Origin of the sequence: Kitasatospora purpeofusca (genome assembly GCF_000718025.1) — a bacterium.
Taxonomy (GTDB): Bacteria; Actinomycetota; Actinomycetes; order Streptomycetales; family Streptomycetaceae; genus Kitasatospora; species Kitasatospora purpeofusca.
On the sequence record NZ_JODS01000022.1, the window covers coordinates 95,176 to 111,209 of the forward strand.

The 16,034-nt window shown below is 74.3% G+C and carries 11 protein-coding genes; 7 read left to right on the top strand and 4 right to left on the bottom strand.

Annotated elements, in window-relative coordinates:
• Positions 1-11: 11 nt before the first annotated feature.
• Positions 12-827, top strand: a complete 816-nt coding sequence (locus tag IF01_RS0127535; protein WP_030396246.1) for an SDR family oxidoreductase — start codon at positions 12-14, stop codon at positions 825-827.
• Positions 828-949: 122 nt separating this feature from the next.
• Here the strand turns inward: IF01_RS0127535 and IF01_RS0127540 are convergent, their stop codons facing one another.
• Positions 950-1,510, bottom strand: a complete 561-nt coding sequence (locus IF01_RS0127540; RefSeq protein ID WP_030396247.1) for a hypothetical protein — start codon at positions 1,508-1,510, stop codon at positions 950-952.
• A gap of 167 nt (positions 1,511-1,677) precedes the next feature.
• On the opposite strand from IF01_RS0127540, the gene IF01_RS0127545 reads away from it, so the two are divergent.
• The 3 genes from IF01_RS0127545 (at position 1,678) to IF01_RS0127555 (ending at position 3,463) form a co-directional block, all read left to right on the top strand.
• Complete coding sequence (locus IF01_RS0127545; RefSeq protein WP_030396248.1) at positions 1,678-2,355, top strand: TetR/AcrR family transcriptional regulator; 678 nt, start codon at positions 1,678-1,680, stop codon at positions 2,353-2,355.
• A gap of 134 nt (positions 2,356-2,489) precedes the next feature.
• Positions 2,490-2,684, top strand: a complete 195-nt coding sequence (locus tag IF01_RS0127550) for a DUF1918 domain-containing protein (RefSeq protein WP_030396249.1) — start codon at positions 2,490-2,492, stop codon at positions 2,682-2,684.
• Between the two features lie 47 nt (positions 2,685-2,731).
• Positions 2,732-3,463: a DedA family protein gene (locus IF01_RS0127555; RefSeq protein WP_051742591.1), complete on the top strand. Its 732-nt coding sequence runs from the start codon at positions 2,732-2,734 to the stop codon at positions 3,461-3,463.
• Positions 3,464-3,468: 5 nt separating this feature from the next.
• Here IF01_RS0127555 and IF01_RS0127560 read toward each other — a convergent pair whose 3' ends face one another.
• On the bottom strand, positions 3,469-4,209 hold the full coding sequence (locus IF01_RS0127560; protein ID WP_030396251.1) for a PIG-L deacetylase family protein: 741 nt from the start codon (positions 4,207-4,209) through the stop codon (positions 3,469-3,471).
• A 187-nt stretch (positions 4,210-4,396) separates the two neighbouring features.
• Here IF01_RS0127560 and IF01_RS0127565 point away from each other — a divergent pair, with 187 nt between their 5' ends.
• The 3 genes from IF01_RS0127565 to IF01_RS0127575 all read left to right on the top strand — a co-directional run bounded on the left by IF01_RS0127565 (position 4,397) and on the right by IF01_RS0127575 (position 8,504).
• Entirely contained in the window at positions 4,397-5,092 is a 696-nt protein-coding gene (locus tag IF01_RS0127565; RefSeq protein ID WP_078880355.1) for an ArsR/SmtB family transcription factor, read from the top strand.
• Positions 5,089-6,402, top strand: coding sequence for an MFS transporter (locus IF01_RS0127570; RefSeq protein WP_030396253.1), 1,314 nt, complete (start codon positions 5,089-5,091; stop codon positions 6,400-6,402). The genes IF01_RS0127565 and IF01_RS0127570 overlap by 4 nt, the downstream gene beginning before the upstream one ends.
• A 98-nt stretch (positions 6,403-6,500) precedes the next feature.
• Complete coding sequence (locus IF01_RS0127575) at positions 6,501-8,504, top strand: FUSC family protein (protein ID WP_030396254.1); 2,004 nt, start codon at positions 6,501-6,503, stop codon at positions 8,502-8,504.
• Positions 8,505-8,556: 52 nt separating this feature from the next.
• On the opposite strand, the gene IF01_RS0127580 is transcribed toward IF01_RS0127575, so the two are convergent.
• Both IF01_RS0127580 and IF01_RS51145 read right to left on the bottom strand, forming a co-directional pair.
• Entirely contained in the window at positions 8,557-9,963 is a 1,407-nt protein-coding gene (locus IF01_RS0127580; RefSeq protein ID WP_030396255.1) for an amidase, read from the bottom strand.
• A 185-nt stretch (positions 9,964-10,148) separates the two neighbouring features.
• Entirely contained in the window at positions 10,149-15,845 is a 5,697-nt protein-coding gene (locus IF01_RS51145; RefSeq protein WP_157855367.1) for an RICIN domain-containing protein, read from the bottom strand.
• Positions 15,846-16,034: the final 189 nt, after the last annotated feature.

A 16,034-nucleotide genomic window follows, 5' to 3' on the forward strand; every position in this document is an offset into this window, starting at 1 on the left:
GGGGGTTTGCCATGATTGTTGTCACGGGTGCGACCGGTAACGTCGGCCGCGAGCTGGTCCGGACCCTGGTCGCCGCCGACGAGCGGGTGACCGCCGTCTCCCGCCGGCCCGGGCCGCTCCCGGCCGGCGTCCGGCACGTACCGGCGGACCTCGCCGACCCGGAGAGCCTGCGCCCCGCCCTGGACGGCGCCACCGCCCTGTTCCTGCTGGTGGCCGGGGAGGAGCCGCAGGAGATCCTCCGGCTGGCCCGGTCGGCCGGGGTGCGCCGGGTCGTCCTGCTCTCCTCCCAGGGCGTCGGGACGCGGCCCGAGGTCTACCGCCACGCCGCCGGGTTCGAGGAGGCCGTGCGCGACTCCGGCCTCGACTGGACGGTGCTGCGCTCCGGCGGCCTGAACTCCAACGCCTTCGCCTGGGCCGACTCGATCCGCGCCGACCGCACCGCCGCCGCGCCGTTCGCCGAGGTCGGACTGCCCACCGTCGACCCGGCGGACGTCGCCGCGGTCGCCGCCGCCACCCTGCGCGAGGACGGCCACACCGGCCGGACGTACGAGCTCACCGGCCCGGCCCCGGTCACCCCGCGCGAACGGGCCGAGGCGATCGGCGCGGCACTGGGCACCCCGGTGCGGTTCGTCGAGCAGACCCGCGACGAGGCCCGCGCCCAACTGCTGGCGTTCATGCCGGAGCCGGTGGTGGAGGGCACCCTCGCCATCCTGGGCCGCCCGCTGCCCGCCGAGCGGACGCCGGGCCCGGACGTCGAGCGGGTCCTCGGCCGCGCACCGCGCACGTTCGCCGACTGGGCCGCCCGCACCGCACCGGCGTTCCGCTGAGAACCGCCGGACGGGAAGAACTGACGGGCCGTCAAGAATCCTTGTCCGCCCGCCGGTCCACTCCCGTACCGATGCCCCCGGGAGCGCGTCCGCCGCGCTCCCGGGGGCCGGGCCCCGCCTGATCAGCCGAGGGTGACGCCGCGCTCGGCGGCCAGCTCCTCCAGGCCGTACCGGGCCACGTGCTCCGGGTTGGCCAGGTCGACGGTGCGGACGCCCTCGGCGGCCAGCCGCTCGTTGATCTCGTCCAGGTGCTCCCGGACGACCTGCTTCTCGGCGTCGGTGGTACGGCCCTTGTGCGGACGGCCGGCGTGCTCCGGGCTCGCGTAGTTGACCCGCTCCCGGCCCGCCCCGGCGGCCGCGGCCTGCACCGGCACCGTCCGGGCGGCGACCCGCTCGGCGCCGCGCAGCACCTCGGCCATCGGCGTCACCGTGGCCAGCCGGTCGAAGGCCTCGGCGGTCATGACGACCGTCTCCGGCTCCTCCGCGTCCGGGCGGTGCAGCTCGATCGTCACCAGGTCCAGCGCCAGCCCCCGCACCTCGGCCAGCTCCCCGGCGAGCGCCTCGATCGCGACCGGTCCGTCCGCGAGCTCCGGGTGGGCGCGGACCACGACCCGCACCAGCTGGTCCTCGTCCTCGGCGTGCCGGCCGGTCAGGTCCGAGAACCGGATGATCTTCTGCCCCATGGCTTCCTCTCCTGCCCCTCATGATCAGCGCAGAGAGCCTACGGCCTGTCCTGCGGGGATCGGCCCGGGGATCGGCCCGGGGATCGGCCCGGGGATCAGGTCGGGGATCAGGTCGGGATCGGCCCGGGGATTGGCCCGCCGAACGGCAGATGCGGCACAGTGGCCACATGAGCGCGGACACGAGGAGTCACCGGACGGCGGGGTGGACGGGCCCCGGGCGGCGACGGCCGGTGCAGCAGCGCAGCCAGGAGCGCTACGAAAGGATCCTGGACGCGTCCGCCGCGCTGCTCGACGAGGCCGGGGCCGCCGCGCTCACCACCAAGGAAGTGGCCCAGCGCGCCCAGGTGCCGATCGGCACCCTCTACCAGTTCTTCGCGGGCAAGGAGGACCTGCTCGCCGCACTGGCCGGCCGCAACCTCGACCACTATCTGCACCGGCTGGACGACCGGCTGCGCACCGAGGCCCCCATCGGGCCGGCCGGGTTCACCGACCTCGCGGTGGACGAGTTCGTCGCGATGAAGCGCACCGTCCCCGGCTTCGGCCAGGTGGACTTCGGGCTCTCCGGACCGGCCGCGCCGGGCGGCGGCCACGAGGACCGGCACCTGCTGGACGCCGAGGTGGACAACAACACGGCCGTCGCGCTGCGGCTCCAGGCCCTCGGCGGCAGCCTGTTCGGCACCACCGACCCGGCCGCGCTGACCCTCGCCCTGCGGGTGGTGCTGGAAGCGGCGGACGCGGTGCTCAAGCTCGCCTTCCGCGGCGACCGGAACGGCGACCCGGCGATGATCACCGAGTGCAAGCGGCTGGTCCGGTGCTACCTGGCCGACCAGCTCGGGCCGCGCTGAGCCGGTCCCCCCGCCCTCGGCGCCCGGACGCGCCGTTGCGGGGCGTGCGCGCCCGCAGCAGAGTGGAGACAGTGGACGGGGACCCGGGCGGCCGGTCGGCCGCCGAAGTCAGCACACACCCGAGGAGCACGACCATGCAGGCAGCGGTAGGTGACCAGCTCCACATCCACAGTCGGGCGGTGGGCATGATCGACCAGAAGGGCGAGATCGTCGAGGTGCGCGGCCCGGACGGCTCGCCGCCGTACGTGGTCCGCTTCGAGGACGGCCACGAGGGCCTGGTCTACCCCGGCCCGGACTGCAACATCGAACCCCGCGGGGCGACCCGCTGACGCCACCGCCCACCGCCCCGCGCCCGTCCGGCCCGGGGCGGTGAGCCGTGCCCCTCCCACCCTGGACGGCGCGGCTCCTCGCCGAGGCCGCGCCCGAGCTGCCGGGGCCGCTCGCCGCGCTCGCGCCGCTGCTGCAGCAGTACGGCTACGCGCTGGTGGCGCTGTTCGTGCTGCTCGACAACTGCGCCGTCCCCGCGCCCGGCCAGACCGTGCTGGTGCTGGCCGCCGTCTACGCGGGCACCGGGCACCTCGACTTCGCCGCCGTGGTGGCGATCGCCTTCACCGCGGCGGTGCTCGGCAACACCCTCGGCCATCTGATCGGCGCCACCGGCGGCCGGGCCTTCGTCCACCGCTGGGGCCGGTACGTGCTGCTCACCCCGGAACGCGCCGCCCGCGCGGAGGTGTTCTTCGCCCGGCACGGCGGCAAGGTGGTCACGGTGGCCCGGTTCGTCGACGGCCTGCGGCAGACCAGCGGCATCATCGCCGGGACGACCGGCATGCCCTGGCCCCGCTTCCAGGTGTTCAACGTGCTCGGCGCGGCGCTCTGGGTCGGGGTGTGGGCGGGCTTCGGTTATGTCGCGGGCGCCAACATCGGCACGGTCTGGCGGACGGCGCTGCGCTACCAGCTCTGGCTGCTGATCGCGCTCGGCGTCCTGGTCGCCGCCCTCGCCGTCCGGCAGCTGCTGCGCCGTCGACGGCGGCCGGCACCGGAACGGGAGCCGGAGCGGGAGGGCGAGCAGGAGCAGGAGCGCGAGGGAGAGCGGCCGAACGGGTCCTGAGGACCTCAGCCGAGCGGGAAGACCTCGAACGGGACGGCGAAGCGGGTGCCGAGCCGGGTGCCCGCCTCGCGGCCGAAGCCCTCCAGGAAGCCGCGCGCGTCCGCCATCGCGCCGCCGAGGCCGGCCAGGTACGCCTTGTGCTGCTCCAGCGAGGCGACGCCCCGGTCGAAGTGCTCGGTGATGTCGACCGCGTGCCCGGACTCCGGCGAGCCGGAGACCCAGATCGCCCGCACGCCGTTCCACGGCTCGTGGCCCTCCGCGGTCAGCTCGCGGAAGACCCAGCGGTTGCCCGCGTCCCGCACCCCGTCGAGGAGAGCCCGGCCGACCGCGATGTGGTCGGCCTGGTTGAGGTACGGCCCGCCCCAGGTGTCGTGGAAGTTGATGGTGATGACGATGTCCGGGCGGTGCCGGCGGACGGCGCGGGCGATGTCGCGGCGCAGCGGCAAGCCGTTCTCGACGGTGCCGTCCGGGTGGCCGAGGAACTCGACGGTGTCGACGCCGACCACGGCGGCGGAGGCGATCTGCTCGGCCTCGCGCAGCGGGCCGCACTGCTCCGGGTCCATGCTGTCGATCCCGGCCTCGCCGCTGGTGGCCATCACGTAGACGACCTTCTTGCCCTGGTCCGTCCAGCGGGCGACGGCGGCGGCCCCGCCGTACTCCATGTCGTCGGGGTGGGCGACGACCACGAGGGCGCTCTGCCAGTCCTCGTCGACGTGCTCGAACGGCTTCGGCTGCGGCTCGGTCATGGTGCTGCCTCTCCCTGGAACCGGTGCGCGAGGGTGGAGCGCACCGTGCGGTCGTACGGTCCTACCGCTCGCGACTCTAGAAGATCATCGGACCGCTCGGGAGGCGATTCGGGACAACGGGAGACTTGCAGAGGTTTCTCTGCAGACACCCCTATGCAGAGGATCCTCTGCAATCTAGGCTGCCGACATGACCACCGAGCACCCCGACGCCTCCGCCACCCCTGACACACCCGCCACCGCAGGACCGCCCGATCCCCCCGGACCGCCGCAGCGCCGGCTCGACGCCCGCAGCCTGCGCGGGCTCGCGCACCCGCTGCGGATGCAGATCTTCGAACTCCTCAACCTCGACGGGCCCGCGACCGCGACGCGGCTCGCCGAGCGGCTCGGCGAGAACACCGGCACCGTCAGCTGGCACCTGCGCCACCTCGCCGAACACGGCTTCATCGAGGAGGAGACCGGGCGCGGCACCAAGCGCGAGCGCTGGTGGCGGCGGGTGGAGGTGTCCAACCGGCTCGACACCGCCGACTTCCGCAACGACCCGGACACCCGCGGCGCGGTCTCGCTCTACCTGCACCAGCTGGTCCAGCAGTACTTCAACCGGGTCAACGACTACATCAACGAGGACTGGCCGGACGAGTGGCGCAACGTCGGCACCATCTCGGACTGGCGCCGGCTGCGGCTGAACCCGGCCCAGCTCCAGGCGCTCAACGACGAGATCTTCGCCGTCGTCGAGCGCCACACCCCGGCCCCGGACGCCGCGCCGGACCCGGCGGCACTGCCGATCGTCGTCCAGCTCCAGTCCTTCCCGCGCCGCTCCCGCACCGACGGGCCCGGGAGCACCGACGGGCCCGGGAGCACCGACGGACCCGGGAGCGCCGAGTGACGCGCGACGGGCAGCGCCGCAGCCTGCTCCGCCGCCACCGGGACTTCCGGCTGCTCTGGTGCGGCGAGACGGCCGGCAAGTTCGGCGCCTCCGTGACCGGCGTCGCGATGCCGCTCGTCGCCGTCTCCGAACTGCACGCCTCCACCTTCCAGATCGGCCTGCTCAGCGCCGCCTCCTGGGCGCCCTGGCTGGTCGTGGGCCTGCCGGCCGGCGTCTGGGTGGACCGTTCACCCCGCCGGACCGTGATGCTGGCGGCCGCCGCCGTCTCGCTCGTCCTGTTCGCCGCCGTCCCCGCCGCCGCCTGGGCCGGGCGGCTGAGCACCGGTCTGCTGCTGGCGGTCGCCCTGCTCACCGGCACCGCGGCCGTGTTCTTCCAGACCGCGTACACCGCCTACCTGCCCGACCTGCTCTCCCCCGCCGACCAGCCCGAGGGCAACGCCAAGCTGCACGGCAGCGCCTCCGCCGCCCAGATCGTCGGCCTCGGCTCCGGCGGCCTGCTCGCCCAGCTGGCCGGCGCCGCCAACGGCATGCTCGCCAACGCCGCGACCTTCCTGGTCTCGCTGCTCTGCCTGGGCCGGATCCGGCACCGCGAGACCCGCGCCGACAACAAGCGCGGCGCCGAGCGGGCGCTGCGGCGCGAGATCGGCGAGGGCCTGCGACTGGTCGCCCGGGACCGCTGGCTGCGCACCCTCACCCTCTACGGCGCCACCTCCAACCTGGCGCTGATGGGCTACCAGTCGATCCTGGTCGCCTTCCTGGTCCGCGAGGTCGGACTCGCCCCCGGCACCGTCGGCGCCCTGGTCGCGGCGGCCGGCAGCGGCGGTGTCCTCGGCGCGTTCGCCGCCCGCCGGGTTGCCGCCCGGGTCGGCACGGCGCGCGCGATGATCCTGTTCGAGCTGGGCCTGCCCGCGCTGGCGCTGCTGATCCCGCTCACCGGGACCGGCGCGGGCGTGCTCTGCTACGCCGTCGGCGGGTTCGGGGTCTCGGCCGGGGTGGTGGCCGGGAACGTCATCAAGTCCGGTTTCCAGCAGCACTACTGCCCGCCCGAGCTGCTCGGCCGGATCACCGCGAGCGCCGCCGTCCTCAACTACGGCACCATCCCGGTCGGCGCCCTGCTCGCCGGTGTGCTCGGCACCGCGGTCGGCCTGCGCCCGGCGATGTGGATCACCACGGCCGGGGTGCCGCTGGCGGCGCTGGTCCTGCTGCTCTCCCCCGTCGGCCGGGTCCGCGACCTCCCCACCACCCGCCGCCCGGCCGACCCGGCACCCGCACCGGCGCCCGGACGCGGCACCACCGCCGCCACCGCCTGACCCGCCCTCACCTGCGCGGTCGACCCCACGCGGTGGACCCCGCCCGCCCGAGCGCGCCGCGCCCGGGGCCGTAGCGGCGGGCGCCGTAGGTTGGGCCCATGGCACAGCACGCGCACGGCGTCCGGCTCTCGCCGCCGACCTGGTTGACGGCCGGGCTGCGGCCCGGACCCGCGCCGGTGCCGTGGGCGGCGGTGGCCCGCGCCTCGGTCGCGCTCTCCGCGCCGCTGGCCGTCGGCCTCGCCGCCGGCCGGCCCGCGTACGGCGCGCTGGTCTCGATGGGCGCCCTGTCCGGCGTGATCGGCGACACCGCCGACGCCTACCGGATGCGGTTCTTCAACATCGCCGTCCCCCAGCTCTTCGGCGCCGTCGGCGTCACCCTCGGCACCCTGGTGTACGGCCGCGACTGGACCGCCGTCGCCGTCCTCACCCTGGTGGCGCTGGTCTCCGGGATGATCTCCTCGATCGGCTCGGTAGCCTCGGTCTCCGGACTCCTGCTGCTCCTCAACGCCGTCGTCGGGGCCGGGCTGCCGATGCCCCGCCCGTGGTGGACGGCGCCGCTGCTGCTCACCGCGGGCGGGGCGGTGGTGCTGCTGCTCACCCTGTTCGGCTGGCCGCTGCGCGGCGGCGTCCCCGAACGGGCGGCGGTCGCCGCCTCCTACCGCTCGGTCGCCGCGTTCGTCCGGGCCGCCGGCACCCCCGAGCACGACGAACGGCGACAGGACGTCACCCAGTCGCTCAACGCCTCCTACGACCTGCTGCTCGCCCACCGCACCCGCCGGCACGGCCGCTCCCCCGGGCTGACCCGGCTGATCGCCCGGCTCAACGCGCTGATCCCGATCGTCGAGGCGGCCTCCGCCGCCAAACTCCGCCCGGCCCGGCTCGGCCCGCTGCCGGAGGCCTGGCCGGCGGCCGTCGCGGCACTCGCCGACGGCACCGAGGACGGCACCGAGGACGGCACCGAGGACGGGGCCCGGACCGACCAGCCCCTCCCGCTCGACCTGCCCGCGCCGACCGGCCCCTCGGAACGCGCGCTGGAACGGGCGCTGCGCTACGCGGCCGCCGTCGCCGCCGAGCCCGACCACGCGCACACCGCCGAACCCGACCGCCTCGGCCGCCCCGCCGCGCCCTGGGTGCGGACCCGGCGCGCGGCCCGGGCGGCGCTGCTCTCCGGCGCGTCCTGGCGCTACGGCCTGCGACTCGCGCTCTGCATCGGCCTGGCCCAGGTGGTGGTGTCGGTGCTGCCGGTGCCGCGCTCCTACTGGGTCGCGCTGACCGTCACCTTCGTCCTCAAGCCGGACTTCGGCTCGGTGTTCTCCCGGGCCGTGCTGCGCGCCCTCGGCACCGCCGGCGGGCTGCTGCTCGCCGTGCCGGTGCTCGCCGAGGTGCCGCGCGGCTGGTGGGACGTGCCGACCGTCGCGGTGCTGGCCGCGCTGATCCCGGCCTTCTCCGCCAAGGGGTACGCGTTCCAGACGGCGGCCATCACCCCGGTCATCCTGCTGCTGTCCGACCTGCTCAACCACCAGGGGTTCGGGCTCGTCCTGCCCCGGCTCTACGATTCGCTGATCGGCTGCGGGATCGCCCTGGTCGCCGGGTACCTGTGCTGGCCGGAGTCCTGGCACACCCGGATCGGCGACCGGCTGGCCGACACCGTGGCGGACGCCTCCGCGTACGTGGCGCTGGCCTTCGCCGGCGCCCCCGGCCACGACCGGCCCGCCCGGCCGGTCCGGCGCCGGCGGCTCTACCGGGACCTCTCGGCGGTCCGCTCCGAATTCCAGCGCGCGCTCACCGAACCGCCGCCGACCGGGCCCCGGGCGGCCGCGTGGTGGCCGCTGGTGATCGCGGTGGAACGGGTGGTGGAGGCCACCACCGCCACCCGGGTCCGGGTCGAGCACGGGGAGCCGGCGCCGCCGCCGGACGAGGTCGCCGCCATCGCGGCGGACCTGACCGCCCTGGCCGGGGCGCTGCGCACCGGCACTCCACTGCCGAAGCCGGACGGGGACGCGGCCGCCGGGGCGGCCGGGGCGACCGGCCCCGACGTGCTCGGCCCGCTGCGCAGCGAGGTCCGGGCCGCCTGCGCGATCGCCTCCCCGGTGCTCGGCTGACCGGCCACCGCGGCGCCCGGCCCGCTGCCCGCCCTCGGTCCTGTGTCCGCCCTCAGTCCTGTATCCGCCGCCAGGGCCGGTCCGCCTCCAGGGCGAACGCCAGCTCCAGCAGCACCCGCTCCTCCCCGTGGGCCGCCGACAGGTGGACGCCGATCGGCAGGCCGTCGGCGCTCGCACCGGTCGGCAGCGCGATCGCCGGGCCGCCGGTGACGTTGTTGACCGGGGTGATCGCCACGTACCGGGTCAGCCGGTCGATCAGCTCCTCGAAGGCGACGTTCGGGCTCAGGTAGCCGATCGGCGGCGCGACGTGCGCCAGCACCGGCGAGAGGACCACGTCGTGGGTCCGGAACATCCCCGCGTACGTCTCCTCGGCGCTCCGCAGCCGCCGGACCACCCCCGGCACACGCCGGAACTCCCGGTGGAAGAGCCGCCGCAGCCCGGTGGTCAGCCCGTCGAGACGGCTCGCCCGGAAGCCGGGGTCGACCGTGAGCCGGCCGGTGGTGGCGATCAGGAAGGCGATGTAGCCCCAGTAGAGGACGAAGTCGCGGGAGAACTCCTCGCCGAACGGCATCACGGCCGGGGTCACCTCGTGCCCCAGGGCCTCCAGCCGGGCCGCCGTCCCCTCGACCGCCGCCCGGGTCGCCGCGTCGCTGGTCGCGACCGGCGAGTCCACCACCAGGCCGATCCGCAGCCGGCGCTCGCCCGGGCCCTCGACCAGGCCGAGCGGGGGCAGCGCGGGGTTGCGGTAGTGGCGTTCGGCGGCGGCGAAGAACGCGGCGGTGTCGCGGACGGAGCGGGTCAGCACGCCGTCCGTCACCAGGTCCACCGGCAGCCGGCGGCCCTGGGCGTTGGGCACCACCCGGCCCCGGGTGGGCTTGAGTCCGACCAGCCCGCAGCAGGCGGCCGGGATCCGGATCGAGCCGCCGCCGTCGTTGGCGTGCGCGATCGGGACGACACCGGAGGCGACCAGGGCGGCCGCGCCGCCCGAGGAGGCGCCCGGGGAGTGCGAGGTCAGCCAGGGGTTGCGGACGGGTCGGGCGGAGGCGAACTCGGTGGAGGCGTTGAGCCCGAACTCCGGCAGCCGGGTCTTGCCGAGCACGCCCAGGCCGGTGCCGAGGAACTGCTCGGCGAAGCCCGCGCTGCGGCGGGCGGGCCTGGCCCGGTAGGCCGAACTGCCCTGGCCGGTCGGCATCCCGCGCAGGTCGGTGTTGTCCTTCAGATAGCTCGGCACGCCGTACAGCGGGGCGTCCCGCGCACTGTCGTCCGCCCCGTGCGGCCGCCCGTACGCGGCGAAGGCGACCGGGGCGAGCGCCGCGTCGACCCGTTCGGCGCGGGCCGCGGCGGCCGCCGCCAGCTCGGCGGGGGCGACCTCACCGGCCCGCACCAGGGCGGCCAGCGCCACCGCGTCGTGCTCCCCCAGCGCGTCGTCCGCGTACGCGTGCACCCGCTCGTCGGCCATCCGGACTCCCCATCCCTGCCAGTCGGTGGCGGCGCCCGCGGATACGTACCTACCCGTCGGTAATGCCGCGCGAGCTGAGCAGTCTAGGGCCGGAGCGGCGTCCGGAACAGCCTGCGCCGCGGACGCGGAAGGACCGCCCGGGCGGGGTGCCCGGACGGTCCTTCGTCAGGAGGAGCGCCACCGCGTCAGGTGCAGTGGATCTTCCCGCAGTTCGGCGTCGAGATCCGGTGCTGCGTTCCCACCCCCCACTCCCGGCGCGGGATCATGCGGGCGAGCGTGATCACCAGGTCCAGAAAGCTGCCGCCGAGGCCCGGCCCGGGGCGGCCCGCCTGGCTGCGCGCCTGCTGGAACTCGTTGTCGTCGACCCACCAGATCGTCAGCGTGCCGCTCCGGTTCACCTCCAGCCAGGCGTTCTGGTAGCCGCTCGTCCCGGAGGACCAGCAGCTTCGGTTGCCGTCGCCGTAGACGACGAAGTTGCCGTCCGTCTGCATGGTGGCCGTCCGCCCGCACCCGGTGGTGTTCGGGGCGGTCCAGCTGACGGCCGAGACCATCCGGCTGGTGGTCTCGCTGTACCAGGAGTAGACGAGTTCGACCGTGCCGTCCTCCCGCATCCGCAGCGCGGTCGACTGCTCGCTGTCGCCCGTGGAGATCTCGGTGCCGCGGCAGATGCTCCAGTTCTTCCACATCCAGCCGCCCCGGTGTTCGGCCGTCGGCTCCTGGAAGCCGCAGCCGCCCGGCTCGGAGCCGTTGCCGCCACCGCTGCCACCGCCGCCGATGCCGCCGTCCCAGCCGCCACCGCCGCCGGTGTTACCGCCACCGCCGCCGCCACCCGTGTTACCGCCACCGCCGGTGTTGCCACCGCCGGAACCGGCGCCCGGGGTCGGACCGGTCTGGACGTTGTCCAGCCGCCAGCGCTGCTTGTCCGAGCCGTCGCAGCGCCAGACGCCCAGCTGCTCACCGGCGTTGTTGGCGGTCAGGCAGCCGCCGTCGGCGGCACTGACCAGCCAGTACCAGCCGTTCCCGGCATCGCGGAACGACCACCGCTGGTTGGCGTTGCCCGCCTGGTTCTGGGTCAGGTGGGTCCGGTGCGGACCCGGGTTGTGGTCCATCACCATGCCCTGGCCCGGGGCGGACTTGCCGTCCGTGAGCAGGGTCTCGACGATCCAGCTGCCGTTGCCGGCGTCCCAGAACGCCCAGCGCTGGGCGGGGTTGCCGTTGCCGCCGAGCGCCTTGATCGAGGTGCCGGAGGCGGTGCTGCCGGCGTCGAGGTCGGCGACCAGGCCGTTGTTGTTCGACCGCAGGGTCGCGACCTGGCTGTTGCCCACGGCCGGCCGGACGACCGGGCCGCCGCCACCCGAGCCGCCGTTGCCCGGCTGGGGCTGCTGCGGGGCCGCCGGTCCGTCCGTGACGTTGTCCAGCCGCCACTTCTGCCGGTCGCTGCCGTCGCAGGCGGAGACAGCCAGCGCCTCACCCGGGTTGTTGGCCGTCAGACAGCCATTGTCGGTGTCACTGGTGATCCAGAACCAGCCGCCGCCCGCGTCCCGGAACGCCCAGTGCTGATTGGCGTTCCCGTCCATCGTCCGGATCAGATGCGTCCGGTGCGTCCCCGGGTCGTGGTCCATCACCATGCCCTGACCGGCCACGGCCTTCCCGTCCGTGAGCAGCGTCTCCAGGATCCACCGGTTGTTCGCGGTGCTCCAGAACGCCCACTTCTGCGCGTCGTTGCCGTTGGCGCCGAGCGCCTTGATCGACGTGCCGGAGTTGGTCGTCCCACCGTCGAGGTCGGCGACCATCCCGTTGTTCGCGGAACGCAGCGTGGCGACACGGTTGTTCGCCACCCCGGGGTTGACCACCGCGCCCGTGGCCGGGTTCGGCGGGTTCGGGCCCTGGGTGAGGCCGTCGAGCCGCCACTTCTGCCGGTCGCTGCCGTCGCAGGCGGAGACGGCAAGCGCCTCACCGGCGTTGTTGGCCGTCAGACAGCCGTTGTCGGTGTCACTGGTCACCCAGAACCAACCACCGCCCGCGTCCCGGAACGCCCAGTGCTGATTGGCGTTCCCGTCCATGGTGCGGATCAGATGGGTGCGGTGCGGGCCCGGGTCGTGGTCCATCACCATGCCCTGACCGGCCGCCGTCCTCCCGTCGGTCAGCAGCGTCTCCAGGATCCACCGGCCGTTGCCGGCGTCCCAGAACGCCCACTTCTGCGCGTCGCCGCCGTTCGGCGCCAGCGCCTTGATCGACGTGCCGGAAGCGGTGCTCGACCGGTCAAGGTCCGCCACCATCCCGTTGTTCGCGGAACGCAGCACCGCCACCTGGTTGTTGCGGACGCCACCGGGGGTGACCGCCGGGCCGGTGGCCGGGTCCGGCCGGTTCGGCTGAGGCTGACCGGGCTGGCCGGGCTGCGCCGGGCCGTCGGTCACGTCCCCGAGCCGCCACTTCTGCCGGTCGGAGCCGTCGCAGGCGGAGACGGCCAGCGCCTCACCGGCGTTGTTGGCCGTCAGGCAGTTGTTGTCGGTGTCACTGGTCACCCAGAACCAGCCGCCGCCCGCGGCGCGGAACGCCCAGTGCTGGTTGGCGTTCCCGTCCATGGTGCGGATCAGATGGGTGCGGTGCGGGCCCGGGTCGTGGTCCATGACCATGCCCTGACCGGCCGCCGCCTTCCCGTCCGTGAGCAGCGTCTCGATGATCCACCGGCCGTTGGCGGTGCTCCAGAAGGCCCAGCGCTGCGCGTCGTTGCCGTTCGGAGCGAGCGCCTTGATCGACGTGCCGGAGCCGGTGTTCGACCGGTCCAGGTCGGCCACCGTCCCGTTGTTGGCCGAGACGAGGGTGGACACCTGGGAGGTGCCGATCCCCGGATTGACCACCGCTCCGGTGCCCGGCGGCGGGGTCGGGTTCGGGGTCACCGGCGCACGCGGCGGGACGGTACCCAGGCCCCAGCGCTGGGAGTCGGTGGCGTTGCAGTCCCAGATCTGCAGGACGGTCCCGTTGACGTCGACGCCACCAGTCACGTCCAGGCACATGCCGGAGTTCGGGTTGACCAGCGAGGAGTCCGGGCCCTTCTGCCAGCGCTGCGCCGGCGAGTCGTTGCAGGTGTAGAGGCCGACCCGGGTGCCGTGCGCCGTGAGGCCCCCGGAGACGTCCAGGCACTTGCCGAACGCCTTCAGGGCGAACACACCGGTGCTCGCGGACGCCGTCCAGCGTTGGGCGGGCGTCCCGTTGCAGTCGTAGAGGTCGATCGGGGTGCGGTCGGCGGTGTTGCCGCCGGTGACATCCGCGCACTTGCCGGGGAAGGCCGAGTGGACGGGGGCACCGTCGGCGTTGCCGTCGCCGCCGGCCACCACGCCGTTGAGCCGCCACTTCTGCCGGTCGGAACCGTCACAAGGAGCGACGGTCAGCGGCTGGCCCTTGGCGGCGAGCGTCAGACAGCCGCCGCCGTTGCGGTTGGCGATCGTCGTCCGACCGTCACCGGCGTCGGCGAACCGCCACTGCTGCTCGGTGCGGTTGGCGGCCACTGGCTGGAGCGCGGTGCGGTGCGTGGCGGGGTCCTGGCCGAGGACGAGGCGGGACGCGGGGTCGCTGCCGCCGTAGGTCAGCCGCGTCTCGATCAGCCAGTTGCCGTTGCCGCGGTCCCAGAACGCCCACCGCTGCGAGTCGGTCTCGTTCGGCGTCCACGCCTGCACGGGCGTCCCGGAGGCGGGAACGCCGCCGGCGACGTCGGGCACCAGCTGCGGGTCCGCGGCTGACACCAGGCCGATGCCCTGCACCGGGTCGGGCTTCTGCCCGCCGCCGGGGCCGCCACCGGGGCCGGTGGGGGGCGTGCCCCACGGTGGCAGCATGGGGAGGAAGGGGAAGCTCGGCAGCCCGATCCCGGGCGGTGAGGGCACGGGCCCACCGGGGTCGGTGGGGTTGGTGCCCGGGTCGGTGGGGTTGGTCCCCGGGTCGGTGGGGTTGGTCCCCGGGTCGGTGGGCAGCTTGCAGACGATCGGCACGGACGGGGTCTTCGGCACCTCGGGGAAGTCGGAGGCCGAGGGCCACGGCGCCCGCTGCACATCGGGCAGCGACGGCCACGGCACCCCCGGGAAACCGGGGATGTCCGGCCAGGTCCAGTTCGGGAAGCCCGGCAACGAAGGCTTGGCGGTCGCGGGCAGGGTCGGAGCGCCCGGCCAGGAAACGGCGGGCATGTCCGGGTGGCCCGGCCACGGAACGTCCGGGGATCCCGGCACCGACGGCCACCGTACGTCCGGGAAACCGGGAACGGTGGGCCACGTCAGCTCGGGATGACCGGCGACGGTCGGCCGGTCGGGCACGGGCCGACCCGGGACGACGATCCCGGCGCCGGCGTCGGGACCCGTCCCGGGCACGACCGGCAGCGGCAGGATCGGCCAGGGGACGTTCTTGGTCCCCGGCATGATCGGCCAGTTCACCTCGGGGAAGCCGGGAACCTTCGGCCACGGCAGCTGCCCCGCCTGCGTCGGCCAGGACACCTTCGGCAGCGCTGGCGCGCCCGGCCAGTCGACCACCGGCAGATCCGGTCGGCCCGGCATCGGGACGTCGGGGCTGCCCGGCACCGCGGGCCACGGAACCCCGGGAGCGCCGGGCACCGACGGCCAGGTCAGCTCCGGGTGGCCCTTGACGGTCGGCCACTTCAGCGCGGGGTACCCGGGCACGGTGCGGCCGGTGGCCGGCAGCGAGGCCGGGTCGGTCGGCACGCACGGCACGGCCAGGGTCCACTTCTGCGCCGGGCCGCCGTCGCACGGCTTGACGCTCAGGCCGACGGACTCCTGCCCGGCCATCGTGAGGCACTTCTGGTCGGCGGCGCTGACCAGGCTGTAGGCCCCGTCACCGGCGTCCTTGACGGTCCACTGCTGGTTGGGCGTGCCCTGCGAGCGGCCCTGGTCGTCACGCTGCAGCGGCCAGAGCAGGGTGTTGTGGCTGTAGAGGTCCTGTTGCAGGACCATGCCCGGGGCGAGCGCGCTCTCCAGGACGAACCGGCCGTCCGGGGCCGCGCGCAGCCGCCAGTTCTGCGAGGCGGTGCAGTTTCGGGGATACGCCTGCACGGTGGTCCCGTTGGTGCTCACCCCGCCACGCACGTCCAGATTGTAGATCGGACCGTTCGCCGACCCCGCCGCCCTGAACTGGTACATCGCTCCGTCGATCGGGGACGGCACGGGCGGGGCCGTGGGCACCGGCTCCGTCGCGGAGGCCGTGGCGAGCGCGACACTCCGCACCCCGCTCTTCGCAACCGGCGCGGGGGTTCCACCGGGGGTCGTGCACTCCTCTTCGTCCTCGAACTCGAAGTCCCCTTCGTTGGCCTTCCCACACAGTTCCTTCGCATTTTCCGGGAGGTTCGGCGCGCCGACCCCGACCATGCGCCATGCCGGACGCCTGAAGCCGAAGCTGTTGAGGTCCGGGATCTCCGTCCGGTTCGGCTGCCTGAACCCAACGTTGGGTACCTCGCCCCCGATCTCCACGGGCTCGCCGGCCAACATCTCTCCGGCGACGTTGCGTGTGTAGGTTGTCCGCACCTTCCTGGCCGACTTCACGCTGCTGGCTGGGATGGCACCGATGCCCGCCCACTCGTACTCGCCATTGGCCTTAAGGGGGAGCTTCTCGGGCAGGTACTGCTGCACCACACCCACGTACCGGAGGTCGGGCACGATCGTGTAGACCCAGCCCTCCTTGTACCAGGCGGAGTTGTCGTCCTGCCCGGAGAAGCCGGAGTGCAGCGAGGCGAACTCCCGGGCCACAGTGTAGAGCTCGCTCGTACTGACATAGCCCGAATCGGCCGGGGCGCTACCGTCCTTATCACCTTCGATGTGTCGCTTCAGCGAGAAATTCTGCCCTCGCGCGGTGAAGCCGACCTGGAACACTGTGTCCGGGTCCACGCCCTGGGACTCCGGTGCCTTCTGGGGGTTCGCATCGTTCTTGCTGCTTCCGTAGTTGAGACCCACCCCCCGGAAGACCTCCAGCGGAGGCGGACTGTCGGTGTTGAAACACGGATGGAGACCGGTGAACGAAGCTGGCTCCACCGCGTGGGCGGCCGGTGACACGGCGCCCACCAGGGGGACCGCCAT